Source organism: Polynucleobacter sp. MWH-S4W17 (assembly GCF_018687535.1).
Taxonomy (GTDB): Bacteria; Pseudomonadota; Gammaproteobacteria; order Burkholderiales; family Burkholderiaceae; genus Polynucleobacter.
This window is the reverse complement of sequence record NZ_CP061295.1, coordinates 1065179-1087316: the sequence shown is the minus strand read 5'-3', so window position 1 is coordinate 1087316 and position 22138 is coordinate 1065179. Positions and strand designations below refer to the sequence as shown.

21 protein-coding genes and 1 tRNA gene are annotated in these 22138 nt (G+C 45.4%); 21 read left to right on the top strand and 1 reads right to left on the bottom strand.

Annotation, left to right across the window (positions count from 1 at the left end):
• Positions 1-101: 101 nt before the first annotated feature.
• Positions 102-1649 carry a 2-isopropylmalate synthase gene (locus tag C2755_RS05630; RefSeq protein ID WP_215319884.1) on the top strand — a complete coding sequence of 516 codons (1548 nt, stop codon included), beginning with the start codon at positions 102-104 and terminating at the stop codon, positions 1647-1649.
• A gap of 24 nt (positions 1650-1673) precedes the next feature.
• On the opposite strand, the gene C2755_RS05625 is transcribed toward C2755_RS05630, so the two are convergent.
• On the bottom strand, positions 1674-2270 hold the full coding sequence (locus C2755_RS05625) for a YSC84-related protein (protein ID WP_215319882.1): 597 nt from the start codon (positions 2268-2270) through the stop codon (positions 1674-1676).
• A 216-nt stretch (positions 2271-2486) separates the two neighbouring features.
• Here C2755_RS05625 and rpsO point away from each other — a divergent pair, with 216 nt between their 5' ends.
• The 20 genes from rpsO (at position 2487) to nuoN (ending at position 22132) form a co-directional block, all read left to right on the top strand.
• Positions 2487-2756, top strand: coding sequence for a 30S ribosomal protein S15 (gene rpsO / locus C2755_RS05620; RefSeq protein ID WP_011902897.1), 270 nt, complete (start codon positions 2487-2489; stop codon positions 2754-2756).
• A 269-nt stretch (positions 2757-3025) separates the two neighbouring features.
• Complete coding sequence (gene pnp, locus C2755_RS05615) at positions 3026-5185, top strand: polyribonucleotide nucleotidyltransferase (protein ID WP_215319880.1); 2160 nt, start codon at positions 3026-3028, stop codon at positions 5183-5185.
• 22 nt (positions 5186-5207) lie between these two features.
• Positions 5208-6206, top strand: coding sequence for an NAD(P)H-quinone oxidoreductase (locus tag C2755_RS05610; protein WP_215319878.1), 999 nt, complete (start codon positions 5208-5210; stop codon positions 6204-6206).
• Positions 6207-6223: 17 nt separating this feature from the next.
• Positions 6224-6982, top strand: a complete 759-nt coding sequence (gene tpiA, locus C2755_RS05605; protein WP_215319876.1) for a triose-phosphate isomerase — start codon at positions 6224-6226, stop codon at positions 6980-6982.
• A gap of 22 nt (positions 6983-7004) precedes the next feature.
• Positions 7005-7349: a preprotein translocase subunit SecG gene (secG, locus tag C2755_RS05600; RefSeq protein ID WP_215319874.1), complete on the top strand. Its 345-nt coding sequence runs from the start codon at positions 7005-7007 to the stop codon at positions 7347-7349.
• A gap of 86 nt (positions 7350-7435) precedes the next feature.
• A tRNA-Leu gene (locus tag C2755_RS05595) sits at positions 7436-7520 on the top strand.
• 109 nt (positions 7521-7629) lie between these two features.
• On the top strand, positions 7630-7989 hold the full coding sequence (locus C2755_RS05590; protein ID WP_012357790.1) for an NADH-quinone oxidoreductase subunit A: 360 nt from the start codon (positions 7630-7632) through the stop codon (positions 7987-7989).
• A gap of 5 nt (positions 7990-7994) precedes the next feature.
• On the top strand, positions 7995-8477 hold the full coding sequence (locus tag C2755_RS05585) for an NADH-quinone oxidoreductase subunit B family protein (protein ID WP_011902891.1): 483 nt from the start codon (positions 7995-7997) through the stop codon (positions 8475-8477).
• Positions 8478-8480: 3 nt separating this feature from the next.
• Positions 8481-9080, top strand: coding sequence for an NADH-quinone oxidoreductase subunit C (locus C2755_RS05580; RefSeq protein ID WP_215319872.1), 600 nt, complete (start codon positions 8481-8483; stop codon positions 9078-9080).
• A gap of 3 nt (positions 9081-9083) precedes the next feature.
• Complete coding sequence (locus tag C2755_RS05575) at positions 9084-10337, top strand: NADH-quinone oxidoreductase subunit D (protein WP_215319870.1); 1254 nt, start codon at positions 9084-9086, stop codon at positions 10335-10337.
• A gap of 23 nt (positions 10338-10360) precedes the next feature.
• Positions 10361-10867, top strand: a complete 507-nt coding sequence (gene nuoE, locus C2755_RS05570) for an NADH-quinone oxidoreductase subunit NuoE (RefSeq protein WP_215319868.1) — start codon at positions 10361-10363, stop codon at positions 10865-10867.
• Entirely contained in the window at positions 10864-12162 is a 1299-nt protein-coding gene (gene nuoF / locus C2755_RS05565) for an NADH-quinone oxidoreductase subunit NuoF (RefSeq protein ID WP_215319866.1), read from the top strand. Before nuoE ends, nuoF begins: the two co-directional genes overlap by 4 nt.
• A 32-nt stretch (positions 12163-12194) precedes the next feature.
• On the top strand, positions 12195-14510 hold the full coding sequence (gene nuoG, locus C2755_RS05560) for an NADH-quinone oxidoreductase subunit NuoG (protein WP_215322317.1): 2316 nt from the start codon (positions 12195-12197) through the stop codon (positions 14508-14510).
• A gap of 8 nt (positions 14511-14518) precedes the next feature.
• Positions 14519-15592: an NADH-quinone oxidoreductase subunit NuoH gene (gene nuoH, locus C2755_RS05555; RefSeq protein ID WP_215319864.1), complete on the top strand. Its 1074-nt coding sequence runs from the start codon at positions 14519-14521 to the stop codon at positions 15590-15592.
• An 11-nt stretch (positions 15593-15603) separates the two neighbouring features.
• On the top strand, positions 15604-16095 hold the full coding sequence (nuoI, locus tag C2755_RS05550) for an NADH-quinone oxidoreductase subunit NuoI (protein ID WP_215319862.1): 492 nt from the start codon (positions 15604-15606) through the stop codon (positions 16093-16095).
• 20 nt (positions 16096-16115) lie between these two features.
• On the top strand, positions 16116-16763 hold the full coding sequence (locus C2755_RS05545; RefSeq protein WP_215319860.1) for an NADH-quinone oxidoreductase subunit J: 648 nt from the start codon (positions 16116-16118) through the stop codon (positions 16761-16763).
• On the top strand, positions 16760-17068 hold the full coding sequence (gene nuoK, locus C2755_RS05540; protein ID WP_072582482.1) for an NADH-quinone oxidoreductase subunit NuoK: 309 nt from the start codon (positions 16760-16762) through the stop codon (positions 17066-17068). The genes C2755_RS05545 and nuoK overlap by 4 nt, the downstream gene beginning before the upstream one ends.
• A gap of 2 nt (positions 17069-17070) precedes the next feature.
• Positions 17071-19131: an NADH-quinone oxidoreductase subunit L gene (gene nuoL / locus C2755_RS05535; protein WP_215319858.1), complete on the top strand. Its 2061-nt coding sequence runs from the start codon at positions 17071-17073 to the stop codon at positions 19129-19131.
• Between the two features lie 24 nt (positions 19132-19155).
• Positions 19156-20622, top strand: coding sequence for an NADH-quinone oxidoreductase subunit M (locus tag C2755_RS05530; protein ID WP_215319856.1), 1467 nt, complete (start codon positions 19156-19158; stop codon positions 20620-20622).
• Positions 20623-20632: 10 nt separating this feature from the next.
• The gene (gene nuoN, locus C2755_RS05525; RefSeq protein WP_215319854.1) at positions 20633-22132 is read left to right on the top strand and encodes an NADH-quinone oxidoreductase subunit NuoN; all 1500 of its coding nucleotides are present in this window, start codon (positions 20633-20635) and stop codon (positions 22130-22132) included.
• Positions 22133-22138: the final 6 nt, after the last annotated feature.

Here is a 22138-nt window from a genome sequence, read left to right as displayed (position 1 = left end):
TTAACCACCACATACCAGCCCCAGCTAATTGCTGGGGTTTTTGTTTTATGAGTTTGAGTTATCTGAAGAAGTTCAGAATTGTTTAAAACCGGAGAGTAGTGATGAGCGATAAAGTAATCATATTTGATACCACCTTGCGCGATGGTGAGCAATCACCAGGTGCATCTATGACCAAAGACGAAAAAGTACGCATTGCGCGTCAGTTAGAGCGTCTTAAAGTAGATGTGATCGAGGCAGGCTTTGCTGCTAGCTCGGAGGGTGACTTCCAGGCAATATCTGCAGTTGCAGCTGCCGTTAAGGACTCTATTGTTTGTTCATTGGCTAGAGCTAACGACAAGGACATCACACGAGCTGCTGATGCATTGCAAGCAGCAAACGCAAAACGTATCCATGCATTCTTGGCAACAAGTCCATTGCATATGGCCGTGAAATTACGCATGTCTCCAGAAGAGGTTTTAGAGCAGGCTAAGCGTTCCATTCGTTTTGCTCGTAACTTAGCTGAAGATATTGAATTTTCAGCTGAAGACGGTTATCGCTCGGAAATGGATTTCTTGTGCAGAGTAGTTGAGGCGGTTATTAACGAGGGTGCATCTACCATCAACATTCCAGATACCGTAGGTTATGCAACTCCCGAGTTATATGGCGAGTTTATTAAGACCTTGCGAACCCGCGTGCCTAACTCCGATAAAGCGGTCTGGTCAGTACATTGCCATAACGACTTGGGAATGGCTGTTGCCAATTCCTTGGCGGGTGTAAAGATTGGCGGCGCCCGTCAAATTGAGTGCACGATCAATGGCTTGGGCGAGCGTGCAGGTAATACTGCCTTAGAAGAAATTGTGATGGCCTTGCGGACCCGCAAGGACTACTTTGATATGGTCTGCGGTATTGATGCAACGCAGATTGTTCCAGCATCTAAATTGGTATCTCAGATCACCGGCTTTGTGGTCCAGCCTAACAAGGCGGTCGTTGGTGCTAATGCCTTTGCGCATACTTCAGGCATTCATCAAGACGGTATTTTGAAGAACCGCGACACCTATGAAATCATGCGCGCTGAAGATGTGGGTTGGTCAGCTAATAAAATTGTTTTGGGCAAATTATCCGGCCGCAATGCCTTTAAACAGCGCTTGCAAGAATTGGGAATCACCGTTGAAGCTGAGGCTGATTTGAACGAAGCTTTTATCAGATTTAAAACATTGGCTGACCAAAAGTCTGAGATATTTGATGAAGATATTATTGCCATCATGTCTGATTCTGCGGCAGCAGAAGAGGGTGAGCACTATAAATTTATCTCATTGAGTCAGCATTCTGAAACTGGTGAGCGACCTAAATCACGTGTGACATTTCGTATGGGTGATAAAGAGATAAGCTCCGAAGCAGAGGGTAATGGTCCAGTGGATGCCAGCTTGAACGCAATTGAGGGGATTGCTAAGAGTGGGGCTGAGCAGTTGCTCTATTCTGTCAATGCCATTACTTCAGGTACGCAGTCTCAAGGTGAGGTTACTGTGCGCTTGGCAAAAGGCGGTCGTATTGTGAATGGTGTAGGAACTGACCCAGATATCATTGCCGCTTCTGCAAAAGCCTATTTATCAGCTTTGAATAAATTGCATGATCCTACCCAAGCTAAGCTCAATGCACAGATGACCCCTTAATCATTGAGTCATCTGTAAAGAGATTTACTTATTTAAGTCAGTGTTCTTATAGTACTTGGTGCCTTTGCCGGTGATTTCAGCGGCAAGGCCAGAGTCTGTTAGTTGGTACATTAAAACTCCTGGAGCTACTACGGTTGCGTCCTGGTATGCGCCGCCATCTTTTTCGTATTTCGCAGCCGCAGTTACCTGGCCACCGAAAGTCCAGCCTGAGTTAATAAAGTCATTCATGGCAGCTTCGGTTTCAAATATAAAAATATTTTGGAATGATTTAATGCCAAGACCCAAGCCAGCCTGCACTTCAGCCATATTCATGTAGACGGGCTTCTTATTTGCTTTGTTGATCACAACGCCGCTACCAGTTCCGCCCCCTGCAATCAGAATTTTCATGCCGAAGTTACTAAAGGTCGCATAGCCAACTGACTTTTCAATAAGCTCCTTTGCTTTTGGCTGCGCCTCATAAAGCTGCTTCAGAATTGCCTGGTTTTTGATCAAAATATCCTGACGTTGCTCGGCAACGGTTTTGTCTTGCCCAAAAAAGGATCCAAATTGGGCATAGGCAGGTTGAAAAAGGCCAAATCCGAGGCAGAGAAATGTGACAAGCGGGCGAAATAGTGGGGACATATTTTATAAGTTATTGTTTATTAAAGGAAAAGTGTATTTATTTGGATAAATCTTAGTCTACAGGATAACAAGTTCCATGGGGCAATCCGGTAAATACATGCCGGCTCTGCTACAATTCGATGGCTTTGATTTTTAAAGCTTTTTTGTTTTATTTTGTTAATCGCACGACACAGATTGGGTGAAAGCTCAAGTGTTCGCAAGTAAGGAGTATTAAAAATGGCAGTTGCTGATATTAAAACGGCGGAAATCGTCAAAGATAACGCGCGCAGCGCAAACGATACGGGTAGCCCTGAAGTTCAAGTTTCATTGCTCACAGCCCGCATTAATGAATTAACCCCCCATTTCAAGGCTAACGCTAAAGATCATCACAGCCGTCGTGGTTTGTTGAAGATGGTTTCACGTCGCCGTCGCCTCTTGGATTACCTCAAAGGCAAAGATTTGGATCGCTATCGCGCATTAATTGAGAAATTAGGTCTCCGTAAGTAATTCTTATCGGTATGCAATGCCATCTATCTTAGGGTTGTTTCTTCGCGGATTCAGTCCTAAGCAGATGGCATGTTTTTTTGGGCGCTTCAAGATTATTTGTGTAGGGGATTGTGTCATTCCAATGAGCTTCTGAAAGTTGATTCAGAGCCTCCCTGGAATGGCATCCCTTGTGATCTTAAATCGCTCCAGTGTTGTCGTGACACTGCTTTATCCCACGACAAGCGCAACTCTCATGTGAGTTTTGTGTGAACAATTTGGAGAAGATCAGAATGACTATGTTTAAAAAAGCAGTAAAGAGTTTTCAATGGGGCAACCATCAAGTAACAATGGAAACAGGCGAGATCGCTCGTCAATCTGGTGGTGCCGTTATCGTTAACGTTGATGACACAGTAGTTATGGGTACAGTTGTAGCCTCTAAGTCTGCAAAGCCAGGCCAGTCTTTTTTCCCGTTGACTGTTGACTACCTAGAAAAAACATACGCAGCAGGCAAGATCCCTGGTGGCTTCTTCCGCCGCGAAGGTCGTCCTTCAGAAGGCGAGACATTGATCTCCCGTTTGATCGATCGTCCATTACGTCCTTTATTCCCAGAAGGCTTCTTGAATGAAGTTCAAGTAGTGGTTCATGTGTTGTCTATCAACCCTGATGTTCCTTCTGATATTCCTGCTTTGATCGCTGCTTCTGCAGCATTGGCTATTTCAGGTATTCCATTTGCTGGTCCAGTTGGCGCGGCACGTGTTGGATACGCAAACGGTCAATATCTCTTGAACCCAACTCGTACAGAGCAAGCCACTAGCGAACTCGATTTGATCGTTGCTGGTACACAGGCTGCTGTATTGATGGTTGAGTCTGAAGCAAACCAATTATCTGAAGAAGTGATGTTGGGTGCGGTTGTATATGGTCATGACCAAATGCAAACAGCCATCAACGCAATCAATGATTTGGTACGTGAAGCTGGTAAACCAGAGTGGGATTGGACTGCAGCACCTAAAGATGAGCCATTCATCGCTAAGGTAACTGCATTGGCTGAAGCGCCATTGCGCGAGGCTTATCAGATTCGTCAAAAAGGAGCTCGTTCAGACAAGCTCAAAGAAATTACTAAAGAAGTAGTTGCTAAGTTACAAGAAGAGGGTGATGTTGACGCGGTAGCTGTTAACGACATTCTGTTTGAAATCGAGGCGAAGATTGTTCGTAGCCAGATTTTGAACGGCGAGCCACGCATTGATGGACGTGACACACGTACTGTGCGTCCGATTGAAATTCGCAATGGCGTATTGCCTCGTACACACGGCTCTGCATTGTTTACCCGCGGTGAAACACAGGCACTCGTTGTTGCTACTTTAGGTACTGCACGTGACGAGCAAATCATTGATGCGCTTGAAGGTGAGTACCGTGATCGTTTCATGTTCCACTACAACATGCCTCCATTCGCTACTGGCGAAACTGGCCGTGTAGGTAGCCCAAAGCGTCGTGAAATTGGTCACGGCCGTTTAGCTAAGCGCGCATTGATTCCGGTATTGCCAAGTGCTGAAGATTTTGCATACAGTATCCGTGTTGTTTCAGAGATTACTGAGTCCAATGGCTCATCTTCAATGGCTTCTGTTTGCGGCGGCTGTTTGGCGATGATGGATGCTGGTGTTCCAGTTAAAGCACACGTTGCTGGCGTAGCAATGGGCTTGATCCTTGACGGCAATCGTTTTGCTGTATTGACTGACATCTTGGGTGACGAAGATCACTTGGGCGATATGGACTTCAAAGTAGCGGGTACTGCTAACGGTATTACTGCGCTCCAGATGGACATTAAAGTTCAAGGTATTACTAAAGAAATTATGCAAGTGGCTTTGGCGCAAGCTAAAGAAGGCCGTTTGCACATCTTGAGCAAAATGCAAGAAGCAATGGGTTCAGTTCGTACAGAATTGTCAGCTCATGCTCCACGTATGGTTTCTTTTAAGATTCATCCAGACAAGATTCGTGAAGTAATCGGCAAAGGCGGCGCAACAATTCAAGCCTTGACTAAAGAAACTGGTTGCAGCATCGACATCAAAGATGACGGTACCGTAACAATTGCCTCTACTTCCGCTGAGGGTATGGCTGAAGCTAAAGCGCGTATCGAAGGTATCACCGCTGAAGCTGAGGTAGGCAAGATCTACGAAGGCCCAGTTGTGAAGTTGCTCGAATTCGGCGCTTTGGTCAATATTCTTCCTGGTAAAGATGGCCTACTGCACATCTCTGAGATTTCAAATGAGCGCGTAAAAGAAGTTAAAGACTATTTGGCAGAAGGCCAAGTGGTTCGCGTGAAGTTGCTTGCTGCTGATGAGCGTGGCCGTTTACGTTTGTCATTGAAAGCTGCGATGGCTGATGAAGGCGGCACGATTGCTCCTTTAGCTGGCGTTGCTGTTGAAGCAGCTCCTGCATCTGACGAAACTGCCTAAGCAAGAAGCCTCGGGAGTATCTATGCGCGTAATTGAAATCAAGGAATTTGGCGCCCCAGAAATGCTGGTGCCAACTACTCGCCCTGATCCAGCGGCTCCTGCTGCAGGGACTGGCGAAATTCTGATCAAAGTTCTGGCGGCTGGAATTAATCGACCTGACGTTTTGCAGCGTAAGGGGCATTACCCGGTTCCAGCTGGCGCATCTGATATTCCCGGTCTTGAAGTTGCTGGTGAAATCGTTGGTGGCGATTTGGCTCATGCTGATAATGTTTTTAGCTTAAAGCTGGGTGATAAGGTTTGCGCTCTCGTTCAAGGTGGTGGTTACGCTGATTTGTGTACTGCGCCTGTAGCCCAGTGCTTGCCTTACCCTAACGGGTTTACTGACCAAGAAGCTGCAGCATTGCCTGAAACGTTTTATACCGTATGGAGCAACGTCTTTATGCGGGGTCAATTGGCCGAAGGCGAAACATTATTGGTTCAAGGTGGCTCTAGTGGTATCGGCGTGACTGCAATCCTGATTGCTAAAGCTTTGGGCCATAAAGTATTCGTAACTGCTGGTACGGATGAAAAATGTGCCGCATGCGTAGCATTAGGTGCTGATCTCGCTATCAACTACAAGACGCAAGATTTTGTAGAAGAAGTGAAGAAGGCAACTGACGGTAAGGGTGTCAATGTTATTTTAGATATGGTCACCGGCGCTTACGTGCAAAAAGAAATTGACTGTCTCGCTGATGATGGTCGCATTGTGATTATTGCCATCCAGGGCGGCTCAAAAGCGGAAGTGAGTACCAATCAGATTCTGCGCCGTCGCTTAACGATTACCGGCTCAACATTACGTCCACGCCCAGTTTCATTTAAGAAGCAAATTACCAAGCAGCTTTTTGAGAATGTTTGGCCCTTGCTCAATGCTGGCAAACTGAAGCCAGTCATTTATAAAACGTTTTCGCTAGATCAGGCGGCTGATGCTCATGCATTGATGGAGTCATCCGAGCACGTTGGCAAAATTGTTTTAACAGTTTAGAAATATTCATTATCCCTATGCGACCACTCATCGTTATCGGCAATTGGAAAATGAATGGCAGTCTTGCAAGTAATCGGGACTGGATCAAAACCGTTGCTCGTGGCATGGAGAGTGGCATGCCATCAGGACGTAAATATGCGGTCTGCCCGCCATTTCCGTATTTATCTCAATGCGCACAGTTAATTAAAGAGCATTCTTTGGCTTTTTTGAATCTAGGCGCACAAGACGCATCAGCCCATAGTTCAGGTGCTTATACCGGTGAAGTTGCCGCTTCTATGCTCCAAGAGCTCGGTTGTACTTATGTCATCGTTGGGCACTCTGAGCGCCGTCATATGCATCAGGAGGTCGATGAGGTCGTTGCTGCTAAAGCCCTCGAGGTGTTGGACAGTGGGATGACTCCAGTGATTTGTGTTGGTGAGACTGCTGATGAAAGAAATTCAGGTAGGGCGGAAGAGATTGTTTGTGCTCAGGTTGCAAAGCAGACGGGTGTTTTACAAGACCGGCTTGCTGACTGCTTAATAGCTTATGAGCCAGTATGGGCAATCGGTACAGGCAAAGTTGCCAGCGCCCAAGTTGCACAAGATATGCATCGTGCTATTCGTCTGCAATTGGCTGAATTTAATGAGGATGTTGCATCTCACGTTGGAATTTTGTACGGTGGCAGTGTCAAGCCTGACAATGCTGTTGAATTATTTGCCATGCCAGATATAGATGGTGGATTGGTTGGGGGAGCATCATTGAATCCCCAAGACTTTCTGGCCATTTGTCAGGCATAGATTTTTTATTTGGAGATAAGCTGTGGAATGGTTTAAGACTTTATTGATCGTATTGCAGGTAATTTCAGCTTTGGCTGTCATTCTATTGGTGCTATTACAGCAAGGCAAGGGTGCCGATATGGGTGCAGCTTTCGGCTCGGGCTCTTCTGGTAGCCTCTTTGGCGCTAGCGGATCTGCTAATTTCTTGTCCCATACAACGGCTGTTTTTGCAGCAGTTTTCTTCCTTTGTACTTTAGGAATTACTTGGATTGGCAACAAGAAAGAAGTAAGTCCTGGTGTTCTCTCTGGAACTGTAGCCCCGGCAGCAACGCCTGCCGCTCCAGTAGCCCCAACACAGGACCCAAGTAAACCAGCGGTTCCTAAGTAAAAGAGTAGGCTTTTACAGATTTTCTAGCCCAGAATTTGGGGTAGTGCACTTGTGCAATGCAGTAGAATTGATGAGTTTTGCAAGATGCCGACGTGGTGAAATTGGTAGACACGCTATCTTGAGGGGGTAGTGGCTTAGGCTGTGCGAGTTCGAGTCTCGCCGTCGGCACCAAAAAAGGGTATTGATGAGTGTTTTTTGCTCTAAATCAATGTCTTATGTAGTGGAATAAGTAATAATTTGTTGTTTTTAGGAATTACCAGACAAACGAATCAGGGCTATTTTGAATCTCGCTAATTACTTTCCTGTTCTGCTTTTTATCCTCGTAGGTATTGGGGTGGGATTGGTCCCCATGTTCCTCGGAAAAATCTTGGCTCCTTCGAAGCCTGATGCTGAAAAACTCTCTCCCTATGAGTGCGGTTTTGAGGCTTTCGAAGATGCGCGTATGAAGTTTGACGTGCGTTACTACTTAATCGCCATTCTCTTCATCCTGTTTGACTTAGAAACTGCATTCCTATTTCCATGGGGTGTAGCGCTTCGTGACATTGGATGGCTTGGCTACGCCTCTATGGTGATTTTCCTCTTGGAATTTATCGTGGGATTTGTATATATCTGGAAAAAGGGCGCTCTCGACTGGGAGTGATAGATATGGCATTAGAAGGCGTACTCAAAGAAGGTTTTGTAACCACCACTGCGGACCAGTTAATTAACTGGACGCGTAACGGCTCCTTATGGCCTATGACCTTTGGTCTAGCTTGTTGTGCCGTAGAGATGATGCATGCGGGCGCTTCCCGTTATGACTTGGATCGATTTGGCGTTGTATTCCGCCCATCTCCACGTCAATCCGATTTGATGATTGTTGCAGGTACTTTGTGCAACAAGATGGCCCCTGCATTACGTAAAGTTTATGACCAGATGCCAGAACCGCGCTGGGTAATCTCCATGGGTTCTTGCGCAAATGGTGGCGGCTACTATCACAACTCATATTCAGTTGTCCGTGGTTGCGACCGTATTGTGCCAGTGGATATTTATGTGCCTGGTTGCCCTCCAACAGCGGAAGCTTTGATCTACGGAATTATTCAGTTGCAATCCAAGATCGCTCGTACAAGTACGATTGCGCGGAAGGCTTAAATCATGTCAGATCGTTTAATTCAATTAGCGGCCAACTTAGAAAAAGTTTTAGGTAAGCGAGCTAAATCCATTGAGATTGCATTGGGTGAGGTGACTGTAGTTGTTAATGCGGACACTTATTTTGAATCTGCCATGTTGTTACGTGACGATCCTTCGCTTGCTTTTGAGCAAATGATTGATCTGTGTGGTGTTGACTATCAAGATTTCCGTGATGGAGCGTGGAGTGGTCTGCGCTTTGGTGTTGTAAGTCATCTGCTTTCTTTGCAGCACAATTGGCGTTTACGTGTTCGTGTTTTTGCGCCTGATGATAGCTACCCATTAGTGGCCTCAATTACACCAGTTTGGGCTGCGGCCAATTGGTTTGAGCGTGAGGCATTTGATCTCTACGGCATCCTATTTGACGGTCACGAAGACTTGCGTCGTATTTTGACTGACTACGGCTTCATCGGTCATCCATTTAGAAAAGATTTCCCAATTAGCGGCAATGTGGAAATGCGTTATGACCCAGAGTTAAAACGTGTTGTCTATCAACCGGTTACGATCGAGGCTCGAGAAATTACTCCACGCATTGTTCGTGAAGAGCAGTACGGAGGTTCGGTTTAAGTCATGGCACAAATTAAGAACTACACCCTCAATTTCGGTCCTCAGCATCCTGCAGCGCACGGCGTATTACGCTTAGTGCTTGAGCTCGATGGCGAGGTAATTCAGCGTGCCGATCCGCATATCGGTTTATTGCATCGCGCTACTGAGAAATTGGCTGAAACACGTACTTGGATCCAAAACGTTCCATATATGGATCGTTTAGATTACGTTTCTATGATGTCCAATGAGCATGCTTATGTCATGGCCATTGAAAAATTACTGCAGGTTGATGTTCCATTGCGCGCTCAATACATTCGCGTGATGTATGACGAACTCACTCGTTTGCTCAATCATTTGCTATGGATTGGCTGTCATGGTCTGGACGTTGGTGCGATGGCTGTCTTCTTGTACGCTTTCCGTGATCGCGAAGATATCTTTGATATGTATGAGGCGGTATCTGGTGCACGGATGCATGCTGCTTACTATCGTCCAGGTGGCGTATATCGTGACTTGCCTGATCAAATGGCTCAGTACACCAAGAACAAGATTCGCAGTACATCTGCCATTAAGCGTTTGAATGAAAACCGTAGCGGCACATTATTGGACTTCATTGAGCAATTTACTAATGGCTTTGATGCCAATGTTGACGAGTATTGCAACCTTTTAACCGATAACCGGATATGGAAGCAACGATTGGTGAATATCGGTATCGTGACTCCAGAGCGTGCATTGCAGCTCGGCTTCACTGGTCCGATGCTACGCGGTTCAGGTATCGAGTGGGATTTACGTAAGAAACAACCATACGAAGTCTATGACCGTTTAGATTTTGATATCCCAGTTGGCGTGAATGGCGATTCTTATGATCGTTATTTGGTTCGCATGGAAGAAATGCGTCAATCTAATCGCATCATCAAGCAGTGTGTGGCTTGGCTAAAGGCTAATCCAGGCGCTGTCATGAGCGACAACCATAAGGTTTCCCCACCAAAGCGTGTGGATATGAAAACCAATATGGAGGAGCTCATTCACCATTTCAAATTATTTACTGAAGGCATCCACGTTCCTGATGGCGAGGCTTACTCAGCCGTTGAGCATCCTAAGGGTGAATTTGGCATTTACTTAATTTCTGATGGCGCGAATAAACCCTATCGCATGAAGATTCGTGCCCCAGGATTTGTGCATTTGTCGGCAATGGACGAGATGTCACGTGGCCACATGTTGGCTGATGCAGTAACCATTATTGGTACCCAAGATATTGTGTTCGGGGAGATTGACCGCTAATAAGGCGTGCCAAGGAATATTTAATGACTACGACTCTGCAACTATCCGATAAAACACTGGCTGATATTCATCGCAATATCGCTAAGTATCCTGCTGAGCACAAGCAATCTGCTGTGATGGCTTGTTTGATTGCTGCTCAAGCTGAGGTGGGTTGGGTTTCTCCTGAAGTTATTGAAACGGTTGCCCAGATTTTAGAAATGCCAAGTATTGCTGTTGATGAAGTCGCAACTTTTTACAACATGTACAACACCAAGAAAATCGGTAAATACAAATTGGTAATTTGTACTAATTTGCCATGCCAATTAACCCATGGTGAAACTGCAGCAACATACCTTAAAGAGACTTTAGGTATTGGCTACAACGAAACTACCCCATGTGGAACGTTTACCTTGAAAGAGGGTGAGTGCATGGGTGCCTGTGGTGATTCGCCAGTGATGTTGGTGAATGACAAGCGCATGTGCAGTTTTATGAGTAAAGAAAAGATCGATGCTTTATTGAGTGATTTGCGTGCAGAAGGGAAAGTAGCATGACCAGCTTGCACGATCGCCATATCAAGCCTTTAATCCTCGCTGGATTAAATGGAGATAACTGGCGTTTAAATGATTACGAAAGCCGTGGGGGCTATCAACAATTACGTCGTTTAATTAACGACAAAGTATCTCCTGATGCCATCATTGCCGAATTAAAAGCTTCTTCATTACGTGGTCGCGGAGGCGCAGGCTTCCCAACAGGTTTGAAGTGGAGCTTTATGCCCCGTCAATTCCCGGGACAAAAATATTTAGTTTGCAATAGCGATGAAGGTGAGCCCGGTACTTTTAAAGACCGTGACATCATGCGCTATAACCCACACGCTTTGATCGAAGGCATGATCATCGGCGCCTATACAATGGGTATTACGGTTGGTTACAACTACATCCACGGTGAAATCTGGGATGTGTATTCTCGCTTCGAAGAGGCGCTTGAAGAGGCGCGTTCTGCTGGATACCTTGGTGACAAAATACTAGGAAGCGATTTCTCCTTCCAGTTGCATGCATCGCCAGGTTGGGGTGCTTATATTTGCGGTGAAGAGACAGCCTTGCTTGAATCTCTAGAAGGTAAAAAAGGGCAGCCACGCTTTAAGCCACCATTCCCTGCAAGTTTTGGCTTGTATGGCAAACCTACAACCATTAATAACACCGAAACATTTGCCGCTGTGCCATTCATTTTGGCCATCGGCGGTCCGGCCTATTTGGAACTTGGAAAACCCAATAATGGTGGAACCAAAATATTCTCGGTATCGGGTGACGTAGTTCATCCAGGCAACTATGAAATTCCGTTGGGAACCCCATTTGCAGAGCTCTTAAAGCTTGCTGGCGGTATGCGTGATGGCAAAGCTTTGAAGGCTGTAATTCCTGGAGGATCTTCTGCGCCAGTTGTTCCTGGTGTGCAGATGATGGATCTGACTATGGATTACGACAGTATTGCAAAAGCAGGATCTATGTTGGGATCTGGCGCTGTGATTGTGATGAACGAGACCCGTTGTATGGTCCGCGCCTTAGAGCGTTTGTCCTATTTCTATCACGAAGAATCTTGTGGTCAATGTACCCCATGTCGTGAGGGTACTGGTTGGTTATGGCGTATTGTTCATCGCATTGAACATGGTGAGGGGCGTCCAGAGGATTTGGATTTGCTCAATGACGTAGCTGCCAATATTCAAGGTCGTACGATTTGCGCTTTAGGTGATGCAGCAGCAATGCCGGTACGTGGCATGTTGAAACATTACATGGATGAATTTGCGTATCACGTAGAACATAAGCGCTGCTTAGATTCTGCAAAACCTTTATAAAGATTTAGAGTACGGGATATCTAAAAGTGAGCATGGTAGAAATCGAATTAGATGGTAAGACTGTAGAAGTTCCGCAAGGTTCGATGGTGATGCACGCCGCGAACAAGCTCGGCACCTACGTTCCTCACTTCTGTTATCACAAGAAGTTATCGATTGCCGCTAACTGCCGCATGTGTTTGGTTGAAGTAGAGAAGGCTCCCAAACCTCTACCCGCTTGTGCTACACCAGTAACTCAAGGCATGAAGGTGTTTACGCATTCTGCCAGGGCGGTAGAAGCTCAGCGTTCTGTCATGGAATTCTTGCTCATTAACCATCCATTAGATTGCCCAATTTGCGATCAGGGTGGCGAGTGTCAGTTACAAGACTTAGCAGTTGGTTACGGAAAATCAAACTCACGCTACGATGAAGAGAAGCGAGTAGTCTTCCATAAAAATGTTGGCCCATTGATCTCCATGCAAGAGATGACACGTTGCATCCATTGCACTCGTTGTGTACGCTTCGGACAAGAAGTTGCCGGCGTTATGGAGTTAGGTATGGTTAACCGTGGCGAGCATTCCGAGATCACCACCTTTGTTGGTCAGACGGTAGATTCAGAGTTGTCTGGAAACATGATTGATTTGTGTCCAGTTGGCGCTTTAACCAGCAAGCCATTCCGTTATGCAGCACGTACATGGGAACTCGGACGTAAACGTTCAGTTAGTCCGCACGATAGCTTAGGTGCTAACACTACAGTTCAGACTAAAGCTAATAAAGTCATGCGTGTAGTTGCTCTAGAAAACGAATCCATTAATGAATGCTGGATTAGCGATCGCGATCGCTTCTCTTATGAAGGTTTAAATAGCGCTGATCGTGTAACCACACCTATGGTGAAGCAGGGTGGCCAGTGGTTAGAAACAGATTGGCAGTCAGCTTTAGATTATGTTGCCCATTCTCTGAAAACAATTTCAGCGGAAAGTGGTCCTGAGTCCATTGGGGCTTTAGCTCATCCAATATCTTCCACCGAGGAATTGCACCTCTTGCAAAAGTTGGTGCGTAGCTTGGGTTCCAAACAAATGGAAACTCGATTGCGCCAAACTGATGTAAAAGCTGCAGCAGCAGCGCCATGGTTGGGTATGCCAATCGCCAAGATCAATGAACTGGATCGTGTATTGGTTGTCGGTAGTTTCTTACGTAAAGACCAGCCTGTATTGGCTGCTCGTATTCGTACTGCCAGCAAACGCGCTTTGCAAGTATTACGTATTGATGCAGGTGGTGATGACTGGTTGATTCCAAGTAGCGGTATTTCCGTTGCTCCAAGCGCATGGTTGAATGCATTGAGTGAAGTTGCACTTGCTGTTGCAAAAGCAAAATCATTAACAGCGCCAGTTGGCACATTTAATCTAACCATTTCTCCTGCGGCGCAGAAGATTGCCGATAGTTTGCTTTCCGGCGAGTCAAAAGCTGTATTGCTTGGTTCTGCTGCTATTGCGCATCACCATGCTTCTGACTTACACGTCATGGCGCAATTTATTGCTGATCAGACTGGTGCTACTTTGGGCTTCTTACCAGTTGGCGGCAATGCCGTTGGCGCATCTATAGTGAATGCTAACGGCGTGGGTGTTGAGTCAGTCTTATCTGGCGAACGTCGCGCAGTGATCTTGATGAATATCGAGCCAGATTCAGATTTGCCAAACCCAGCAGCCGCTCGTGCAGCTTTGGCAAAGGCTAATACCGTTATTGCTTTGAGCGCCTATAAGAGTGCTGACTTGATGGAGGTAGCTGATGTCATTCTGCCTACTTCAGTGTTCTCAGAGACAGTCTCTACCTTTGTGAATTTAGAAGGTAGAGTTCAAACAGTTCAACCTTCAGTGAAGCCTTTAGGCGATTCACGTCCAGCATGGAAAGTTTTGCGAGTATTAGGTGGTCTCTTAGGTTTAGACGGTTTCTTGTTTAATGCTCCTGAGGAAGTGCTAGGAGAAGCATTGGATGATGGTTATTGCAATCGCTTAAATAACAAAGCCACGAGCTCATCGATTGCCAATGGAAATCTGGCACCCTTCAATGGTCTCGAGCGTTTGGCTGATGTCAATATTTATGCTGGCGATCAAATTGTGCGTCGTTCTTCTGCTTTGCAGTTAACACGCGATGCTAAGCGTGGCAATCAGGTAGGCTTAAATAAAACCACTTTCGCTGAATTGGGTCTCAAAGAGGGTGATGCAGTTCGGGTTACCCAAGATTCTCATTCTGTTGATATGTCGGCAACATTAGAAGTTAATTTAGCGCCTGGTGCTGTCAGAATTTCTGCTGGCACCATGGCTAGTGCCAAATTAGGGTCGATGTTTGGTCCAGTAACCGTTAGTAAGGCATAAGGGACGAGATGGATAATTTCTTGAACCTCATTACCACTCAAGGTGAGGCTATTTTCGGCTCACTGTGGCCCTTAGTTTGGGTATTAGTGCGCATTGTGATCATCGTATTGCCAATGTTTGGTTGTGTAGCTTACTTAACCCTCTGGGAAAGAAAGTTAATTGGCTGGATGCATATTCGCCTTGGTCCAAATCGCGTCGGTCCCCTGGGTTTATTGCAGCCAATTGCTGATGCATTGAAGCTCTTGATGAAAGAGATTATTGCTCCTGCTCAAGCAAGCAAGGTTTTGTACTTCATTGCACCAATTATGGTGATCATGCCTGCATTTGCTGCTTGGGCGGTGATTCCATTTCAGGCAAAGATGGTTTTAGCTGATGTAAACGCAGGCTTGCTTTACATCATGGCTATTTCTTCTATTGGTGTTTATGGGGTCATCTTGGCTGGTTGGTCTTCTAACTCTAAATATCCGTTCCTCGGTGCAATGCGCGCATCAGCCCAAATGATCTCCTATGAGATTGCAATGGGATTTGCATTGGTTACCGTCTTGCTTACCTCGGGTTCATTAAATTTAAGTACCATCGTTACTTCACAAGAGCAGGGCTACTTTGCCAGCATGGGCCTTAATTTCCTCTCGTGGAATTGGTTACCTTTATTACCAATGTTCTTGATTTACTTTATCTCTGGCGTGGCTGAAACAAACCGCCACCCATTTGACGTAGTTGAGGGTGAGTCTGAGATCGTAGCTGGACACATGGTTGAGTACTCAGGTATGTCTTTTGCAATGTTCTTCTTGGCAGAGTATGCCAACATGATTTTGATTGCAGCTGTTGCATCTATCATGTTTTTAGGCGGTTGGTTGCCGATTGTTGACTTGCCAATCTTGCGTGATATTCCAGGCTTCTTCTGGTTATTTGGTAAAACATTCTTCCTCTTATCCTGCGTTATCTGGTTACGCGCCACATTACCGCGCTATCGCTATGACCAAATCATGCGCTTGGGTTGGAAAATCTTTATTCCCATCTCAGTTTTCTGGGTGGTTGTTATCGGCGCGTGGGTTGTCTCCCCATGGAATATTTGGAAATAAGTTGATAAATCATGTTTAAGAAAATTTCCCAATTCCTCGATAGCTTGATGCTAAGAGACATCTTGGTCGGTATGTCTATTACGGGTCGCTATCTCTTCAAGCCTAAAATTACTGTTCAATATCCGGAAGAAAAGACGCCTTTATCCAGTCGCTTCCGCGGTTTGCATGCTCTTCGTCGTTATGAAAATGGTGAAGAGCGTTGTATCGGCTGCAAGCTATGTGAAGCAGTTTGTCCAGCTTATGCCATCACTATTGAAACTGCCGAGCGTGATGATGGCACTCGTCGCACCAGTCGTTATGACATCGATCTCACGAAATGTATTTTCTGTGGTTTCTGTGAAGAGGCTTGTCCAGTAGACGCCATTGTTGAAACAAATATTTTTGAGTATTTCGGCGATAAGCGCGGTGACTTGTATTTCACCAAAGATATGCTTTTAGCTGTAGGCGATAAATATGAAAAAGATATCGCCGCTAACCGTGCAGCCGATGCACCTTACCGTTAATCGAATCGAGCTTAACTAATATGACATTCGATCCATCTACTTTATTTGCCATGTTCTTCTATGGTTTTGCAGGCTTATTGGTGATTTCTGCGCTTCGCGTGATCACTGCTCGTAACCCAGTGCATGCAGCGCTATTTTTGGTATTAGCGTTCTTTTGCGCATCAGGCCTTTGGATGTTGCTCAAGGCTGAATTCTTAAGCTTGGCTCTGATACTGGTTTATGTTGGCGCAGTGATGGTCTTATTCCTCTTCGTAGTGATGATGCTGGACTTAGATATTGAACATTTACGTCGCGATTTCAAAAAGTTTCTGCCAGTTGCCTTCTTGATGGGTGCCGTTATTGTTCTAGAATTATCGATTGTGATCATTCGTAGCTTTATTGGAACCAATGTTCCAGTGCAGCCTATGCCAGAAGAAATGATGGCTAACAATACCCAAGCTTTGGGTATGCTGATCTTTGTAGATTATGTATACGCCTTTGAGGTTGCTGGTGTGATCTTGCTGGTGGCGATTATTGCTGCTGTAGCATTGACATTGCGTAATCGCAAAGACTCTAAATCGCAGAATATTCACGAGCAAGTCAATGTCGTTGCGGCAGATCGCATGCGCATTGTGAAAATGGGTTCAGACATGGCTGCAAAGCAAGATACAAGAGGGGAGAAAAAATGAATATCACTCTCGCTCATTATTTAGTGCTGGGTGCAATCTTATTTGCAACTAGCGTTATCGGAATTTTCTTAAACCGCAAGAACGTCATCGTTTTGCTAATGGCAATTGAGCTGATGCTTCTCTCGGTGAACATGAACTTTGTGGCTTTCTCCCATTATTTGGGTGATATGGCTGGTCAAGTATTCGTATTCTTTATTTTGACTGTGGCAGCTGCTGAGGCGGCTATCGGCTTGGCAATTTTGGTTGTGCTCTTCCGTAAGGTTGACACAATTAATGCCGATGATCTTGACCACCTAAAAGGCTAGTCATGCAATTGACCTTAAACATACCTGTACTTTGCGCCATTCCTTTGGCGCCGTTAGTCGGCTCTGTCATTGCCGGTTTCTTTGGCACCAAATTAGGCGGCAATCGCATTGGTCATGGGGCCAGTCAGTTTGTAACTATTTTAGGTGTAACCATTGCATTCGTGCTTTCCTGCAATGTATTAGTTCAAGTGATGGATGGCTTCTATTTCAATGGAACTGTTTACCATTGGATGCAATTAGGCGAACTCAATTTAGATATTGGCTTCCTGATTGACCCATTAACAGCAACTATGATGTGTGTAGTGACCTTTGTGTCATTGATGGTTCACATCTATACCATTGGGTATATGCAAGGCGAAGAAGGTTACAACCGCTTCTTCTCCTATATTTCTTTATTCACCTTTGCGATGTTGATGTTGGTGATGAGTAATAACTTATTGCAACTCTTCTTTGGCTGGGAAGCTGTGGGTGTCGTTTCTTATTTGTTGATTGGCTTTTACTTTGAACGCCAGTCTGCTGTGTTTGCCAACATGAAGGCTTTCTTAGTTAACCGGGTTGGTGACTTTGGTTTCATCTTGGGTATAGGTATTCTTTTGGCTAGCACTGGCTCGATGCAATATGACGTGATCTTCTCTCAGAACTCTGCTTTAGCAGCCCAGACATTGCCTGGTACTAGCTGGAACTTGATGACGGTTGCTTGCATCTGCTTGTTTATTGGTGCAATGGGTAAGTCAGCCCAATTCCCTTTACACGTTTGGCTACCAGATTCAATGGAAGGCCCAACGCCAATTTCCGCATTGATTCATGCTGCAACCATGGTAACCGCTGGTATTTTCATGGTGTCACGCATGTCACCACTGTTTGAACTTTCAGATGTCGCGCTGAGCTTTATCTTGGTGATTGGCTCGATTACAGCGCTCTTTATGGGCTTCCTCGGTATTGTGCAAAACGATATCAAGCGCGTTGTTGCATATTCAACTTTGTCTCAGCTGGGTTACATGACTGTCGCATTGGGTGTTTCTGCATATCCGGTAGCTATCTTTCATTTGATGACGCATGCTTTCTTTAAAGCATTGTTATTCCTTGCTGCAGGTAGCGTAATTCTTGGTATGCATCATGAGCAAGATATGCGTAAGATGGGCGGCCTGTGGAAATATATGCCAATTACTTGCTTGATGATGTTATTGGGCAATCTGGCACTAGTGGGAACTCCATTCTTCTCAGGCTTCTATTCAAAAGACTCCATTATTGAAGCGGTAGCTGCAAGTCATATCCCCGGTTCAGGCTTTGCTTACTTTGCAGTCATGGCTAGCGTATTCGTAACGGCACTATATTCATTCCGTTTGTATTTCTATGTATTCCACGGCAAAGCACGCTGGGGTCATGAGGATTCACATACTCACGACCATCATCATGATCATGCGGAGCAGGGTGACGATCATGCGCATCATGGTTTAGCTCCAGGTCAAAAGCCACATGAATCACCATTCGTTGTGACTTTGCCATTGATCCTTTTGGCAATTCCATCCGTGATCATTGGCTTCTACACAATCTCGCCGTTGTTATTCGGGACATACTTTGGCGACTCCATATTTATTGACTTAGCGCGCCATCCGGTAATGAAAGAATTGGAAGATGAGTTCCATGGTCCAGTTGCTATGGCAATTCATGCATTCACATCCCCCGTCTTGTTGTTGGTAGCGCTTGGCGTGCTAACTGCTGCAATTGGTTATCTTTGGGCTCCTAAGCTACCAGCAAAAGTTGCTGAAACATTTGCGCCAATTAAGAAATTATTTGATAACAAGTATTACCTTGATGAAATCAACCAAGCCGTGTTTGCTAAAGGTCTAATTTGGATCGGCGGCTTCTTATGGCATCGTGGCGATCAAAAGATCATCGATGGTTTCTTTGTTAATGGCAGTGCGCATACAGTAGGGCGCTTTGCCGGAGTAATTCGTCATTTGCAATCCGGTTATCTCTACCACTATGCCTTCGCAATGATTGCGGGCCTAGCAGTATTGTTAGCTTGGGTTTTGTATGCTTACCTGCCTTTTGTTCGCTAGGCCTTTGTTACTTAAGTAGCCACTATGATTCTTTCTTACGCCATTTGGACCCCGATTGTCTTTGGACTCATTATTCTATTTTATGGGTCTGAAAGATCAACTGCCGGAGTGCGCTGGTTGACGCTTATCGGAGCGGTGCTAAGCTTCATTGCAACGCTTCCATTGTTGATTAATTTCGACATCGCTAATTCTGGGATGCAGTTCGTTGAAAAAATCAGCTGGATTCCGCGTTACGACATTAATTACCACCTAGGTATTGATGGTATTTCTGTTTGGTTTATTGTTTTAACTGCGTTCATCAACATCATTGTGGTGATTGCAGCGTGGGAAGTGATCCAGACTAAGGTGTCGCAATACATGGCCTCATTCATGATCCTGTCAGGATTAATGATCGGCGTATTTTGTGCTCTTGACGCTTTGCTTTTCTATGTGTTCTTTGAGGCGACATTAATTCCGATGTACATCATCATTGGTGTATGGGGCGGTCACAACCGTATTTATGCGGCATTTAAGTTTTTCTTGTACACCTTGCTTGGCTCTTTGCTTACCTTGATTGCCATGCTGTATTTGTACAACGTGACTAATACATTCGATATCCTGGCTTGGCAAAATGCCCGACTAGATATTGTTGAGCAGATCCTTTTGTTTGCAGCATTCTTTATGGCGTTTGCTGTTAAGGTTCCAATGTGGCCATTACATACTTGGCTACCAGACGTCCACGTCGAGGCCCCAACAGGTGGCTCAGTAGTCTTGGCTGCAATTATGTTGAAGCTTGGTGCCTATGGATTTCTGAGGTTCTCTTTGCCAATCGCGCCAGATGCAAGCCAGTACTTAGGCCCATTTGTAATCTTCTTATCTTTGGTTGCAGTCATCTATGTAGGTGCAGTTGCTCTTGTTCAAAAAGACATGAAAAAACTGGTTGCCTATTCGTCTGTGGCTCACATGGGCTTTGTTACATTAGGATTCTTCCTCTTTAGTCCGCTGGGTATTGAGGGCGGTATTGTGCAGATGATTTCACATGGCTTTGTTGCCGGTGCGATGTTCTTGTCCATTGGCGTGCTTTATGACCGCATGCATACCCGTCAGATCGCTGATTACGGTGGCGTAGTGCATCGCATGCCTGCATTTACTGCATTTGCCGTATTAATGGCGATGGCCAACTGTGGTTTACCTGCTACCTCTGGGTTTGTTGGTGAGTTCATGGTGATCTTAGCTGCGGTTGATTACGACTTTGTTATCGGCATCCTAGCTGCTACAGCATTAATTTTGGGCGCAGCTTATTCCTTGTGGATGGTGAAGCGCGTATTTTTCGGTACCGTTAACAATTCCCACGTTGAAGCGTTAAAGGATTTGAACGGTCGCGAGTATTTCTTGATGGCAGTTTTATCTATCTGTGTAATTGGTATGGGCGTCTATCCAAAACCATTTACGGACATCATTCATCCAGCTGTAATTAATCTGTTGCAGCATGTTGCTGTCAGCAAACTCTGAGTAAGTACAAATGCAAGCATTCGACCTTTACGCCATCCTGCCGGAACTTGTTTTACTCGTAGCAACCTGTTTGTTATTGGTTGCTAGCGTTTATGTTCGCGAAAGAGTGTCCTCAACCACTGGTGTTGAGCAAGACATCTTCCATACTCCGCGAGGTGTTGGTTTTGTGTATTTTTTCTCACTCATTTTGTTGGCTTATCTCATTTTTGCTTTTATTGGACGCATGGGCGATCCAGCGCTTGTAGCAATGAATGGACTTTTTCAGTCTGATCCATTTTCTAACTTGCTCAAGGCATGTTCTTGCATCGCTGTTTTGGTGAGCTTGATTTATTCCAAGCAATATCTGATGGATCGCGCCTTGTTCCGTCCTGACTTCATTGTCTTAGCCCTGCTTGCTTTGCTTGGCCAGTTTGTATTGATCTCTGGTGCAAACCTATTAACTTTATACCTAGGCTTGGAGTTGATGGCTTTGCCTACCTACGCATTGGTTGCAATGCGCCATAGCAACGAAATGAGTGTGGAAGCTGGTATTAAGTACTTTATCTTGGGAGCATTAGCATCCGGCTTCTTGCTCTATGGCATGTCGATGCTCTACGGCGTCACCGGATCACTTGACCTTATTGAAATCTTTAAAACCGTTGCCGACCCGCGTATAAACCATTTGGTGATGGCTTTTGGTTTGGTATTTATTGTTGCTGGCTTGGCCTTTAAGTTGGGTGTAGTGCCATTTCACATGTGGGTGCCTGACGTTTATCAAGGCGCGCCAACTGCTGTGACTTTAATGATTGCTGCGGCTCCAAAATTAGCTGCATTTGCTTTGTTATTCCGTTTATTGGTCAACACATTGTTGCCTTTACTAGGTGACTGGCAGCCAATGCTGGTCTTGCTCGCAGTTCTATCATTAGTTGTTGGTAACGTCACCGCCATTGCGCAAACCAATATCAAGCGCATGCTGGCTTATTCTGCAATTGCACAAATGGGCTTTGTACTCTTGGGCATGCTGTCTGTTTTTGATGACCATGCATTTAGTGCGTCGATGTTCTACGCAATTACTTATGTATTAACAACGCTTGGTACCTTCGGCTTGTTGATGGCCTTGTCACGCAAAGGCTATGACTGCGAAACCTTGAATGGCTTAAAAGGCCTCAATAAGAAACATCCGTGGTTTGCTTTTATTGGTCTGGTGATGATGTTCTCCTTGGCTGGTATTCCGCCTACGGTCGGTTTTGCTGCTAAATTAGGTGTTTTGGAAGCCTTGGTGGATGCAGAGCATACATTCTTAGCTGTAATCGCTGTGATCGCCTCTTTGATTGGTGCTTTCTACTATCTTAGAGTGGTTAAGGTCATGTATTTCGATGAGCCTGAGCATGAGATTGCAATTTCTGGTTCTGGCTTTGCCAAAGGGCTCTTGAGTCTTAATGGCATTCTGGTTTTAGTGATCGGTATTGTTCCTGCGGGACTAATGAGTCTTTGCTTGGATGCAATGCGCCGCACCTTACTGGGATCCTAAAAGGAA

Bases quoted from the DNA above. Each gene is read 5' to 3' on its own strand.
- nuoE (WP_215319868.1), top strand. From the start codon at position 10,361: ATGACTACGACTCTGCAACTATCCGATAAAACACTGGCTGATATTCAT.
- rpsO (WP_011902897.1), top strand. From the start codon at position 2,487: ATGGCAGTTGCTGATATTAAAACGGCGGAAATCGTCAAAGATAACGCG.
- C2755_RS05575 (WP_215319870.1), top strand. From the start codon at position 9,084: ATGGCACAAATTAAGAACTACACCCTCAATTTCGGTCCTCAGCATCCT.
- nuoK (WP_072582482.1), top strand. From the start codon at position 16,760: ATGAATATCACTCTCGCTCATTATTTAGTGCTGGGTGCAATCTTATTT.
- nuoN (WP_215319854.1), top strand. From the start codon at position 20,633: ATGCAAGCATTCGACCTTTACGCCATCCTGCCGGAACTTGTTTTACTC.
- C2755_RS05585 (WP_011902891.1), top strand. From the start codon at position 7,995: ATGGCATTAGAAGGCGTACTCAAAGAAGGTTTTGTAACCACCACTGCG.
- tpiA (WP_215319876.1), top strand. From the start codon at position 6,224: ATGCGACCACTCATCGTTATCGGCAATTGGAAAATGAATGGCAGTCTT.
- nuoF (WP_215319866.1), top strand. From the start codon at position 10,864: ATGACCAGCTTGCACGATCGCCATATCAAGCCTTTAATCCTCGCTGGA.
- C2755_RS05630 (WP_215319884.1), top strand. From the start codon at position 102: ATGAGCGATAAAGTAATCATATTTGATACCACCTTGCGCGATGGTGAG.
- nuoI (WP_215319862.1), top strand. From the start codon at position 15,604: ATGTTTAAGAAAATTTCCCAATTCCTCGATAGCTTGATGCTAAGAGAC.
- C2755_RS05545 (WP_215319860.1), top strand. From the start codon at position 16,116: ATGACATTCGATCCATCTACTTTATTTGCCATGTTCTTCTATGGTTTT.
- nuoH (WP_215319864.1), top strand. From the start codon at position 14,519: ATGGATAATTTCTTGAACCTCATTACCACTCAAGGTGAGGCTATTTTC.
- C2755_RS05580 (WP_215319872.1), top strand. From the start codon at position 8,481: ATGTCAGATCGTTTAATTCAATTAGCGGCCAACTTAGAAAAAGTTTTA.
- nuoL (WP_215319858.1), top strand. From the start codon at position 17,071: ATGCAATTGACCTTAAACATACCTGTACTTTGCGCCATTCCTTTGGCG.
- C2755_RS05625 (WP_215319882.1), bottom strand. From the start codon at position 2,270: ATGTCCCCACTATTTCGCCCGCTTGTCACATTTCTCTGCCTCGGATTT.
- pnp (WP_215319880.1), top strand. From the start codon at position 3,026: ATGACTATGTTTAAAAAAGCAGTAAAGAGTTTTCAATGGGGCAACCAT.
- C2755_RS05610 (WP_215319878.1), top strand. From the start codon at position 5,208: ATGCGCGTAATTGAAATCAAGGAATTTGGCGCCCCAGAAATGCTGGTG.
- nuoG (WP_215322317.1), top strand. From the start codon at position 12,195: ATGGTAGAAATCGAATTAGATGGTAAGACTGTAGAAGTTCCGCAAGGT.
- C2755_RS05530 (WP_215319856.1), top strand. From the start codon at position 19,156: ATGATTCTTTCTTACGCCATTTGGACCCCGATTGTCTTTGGACTCATT.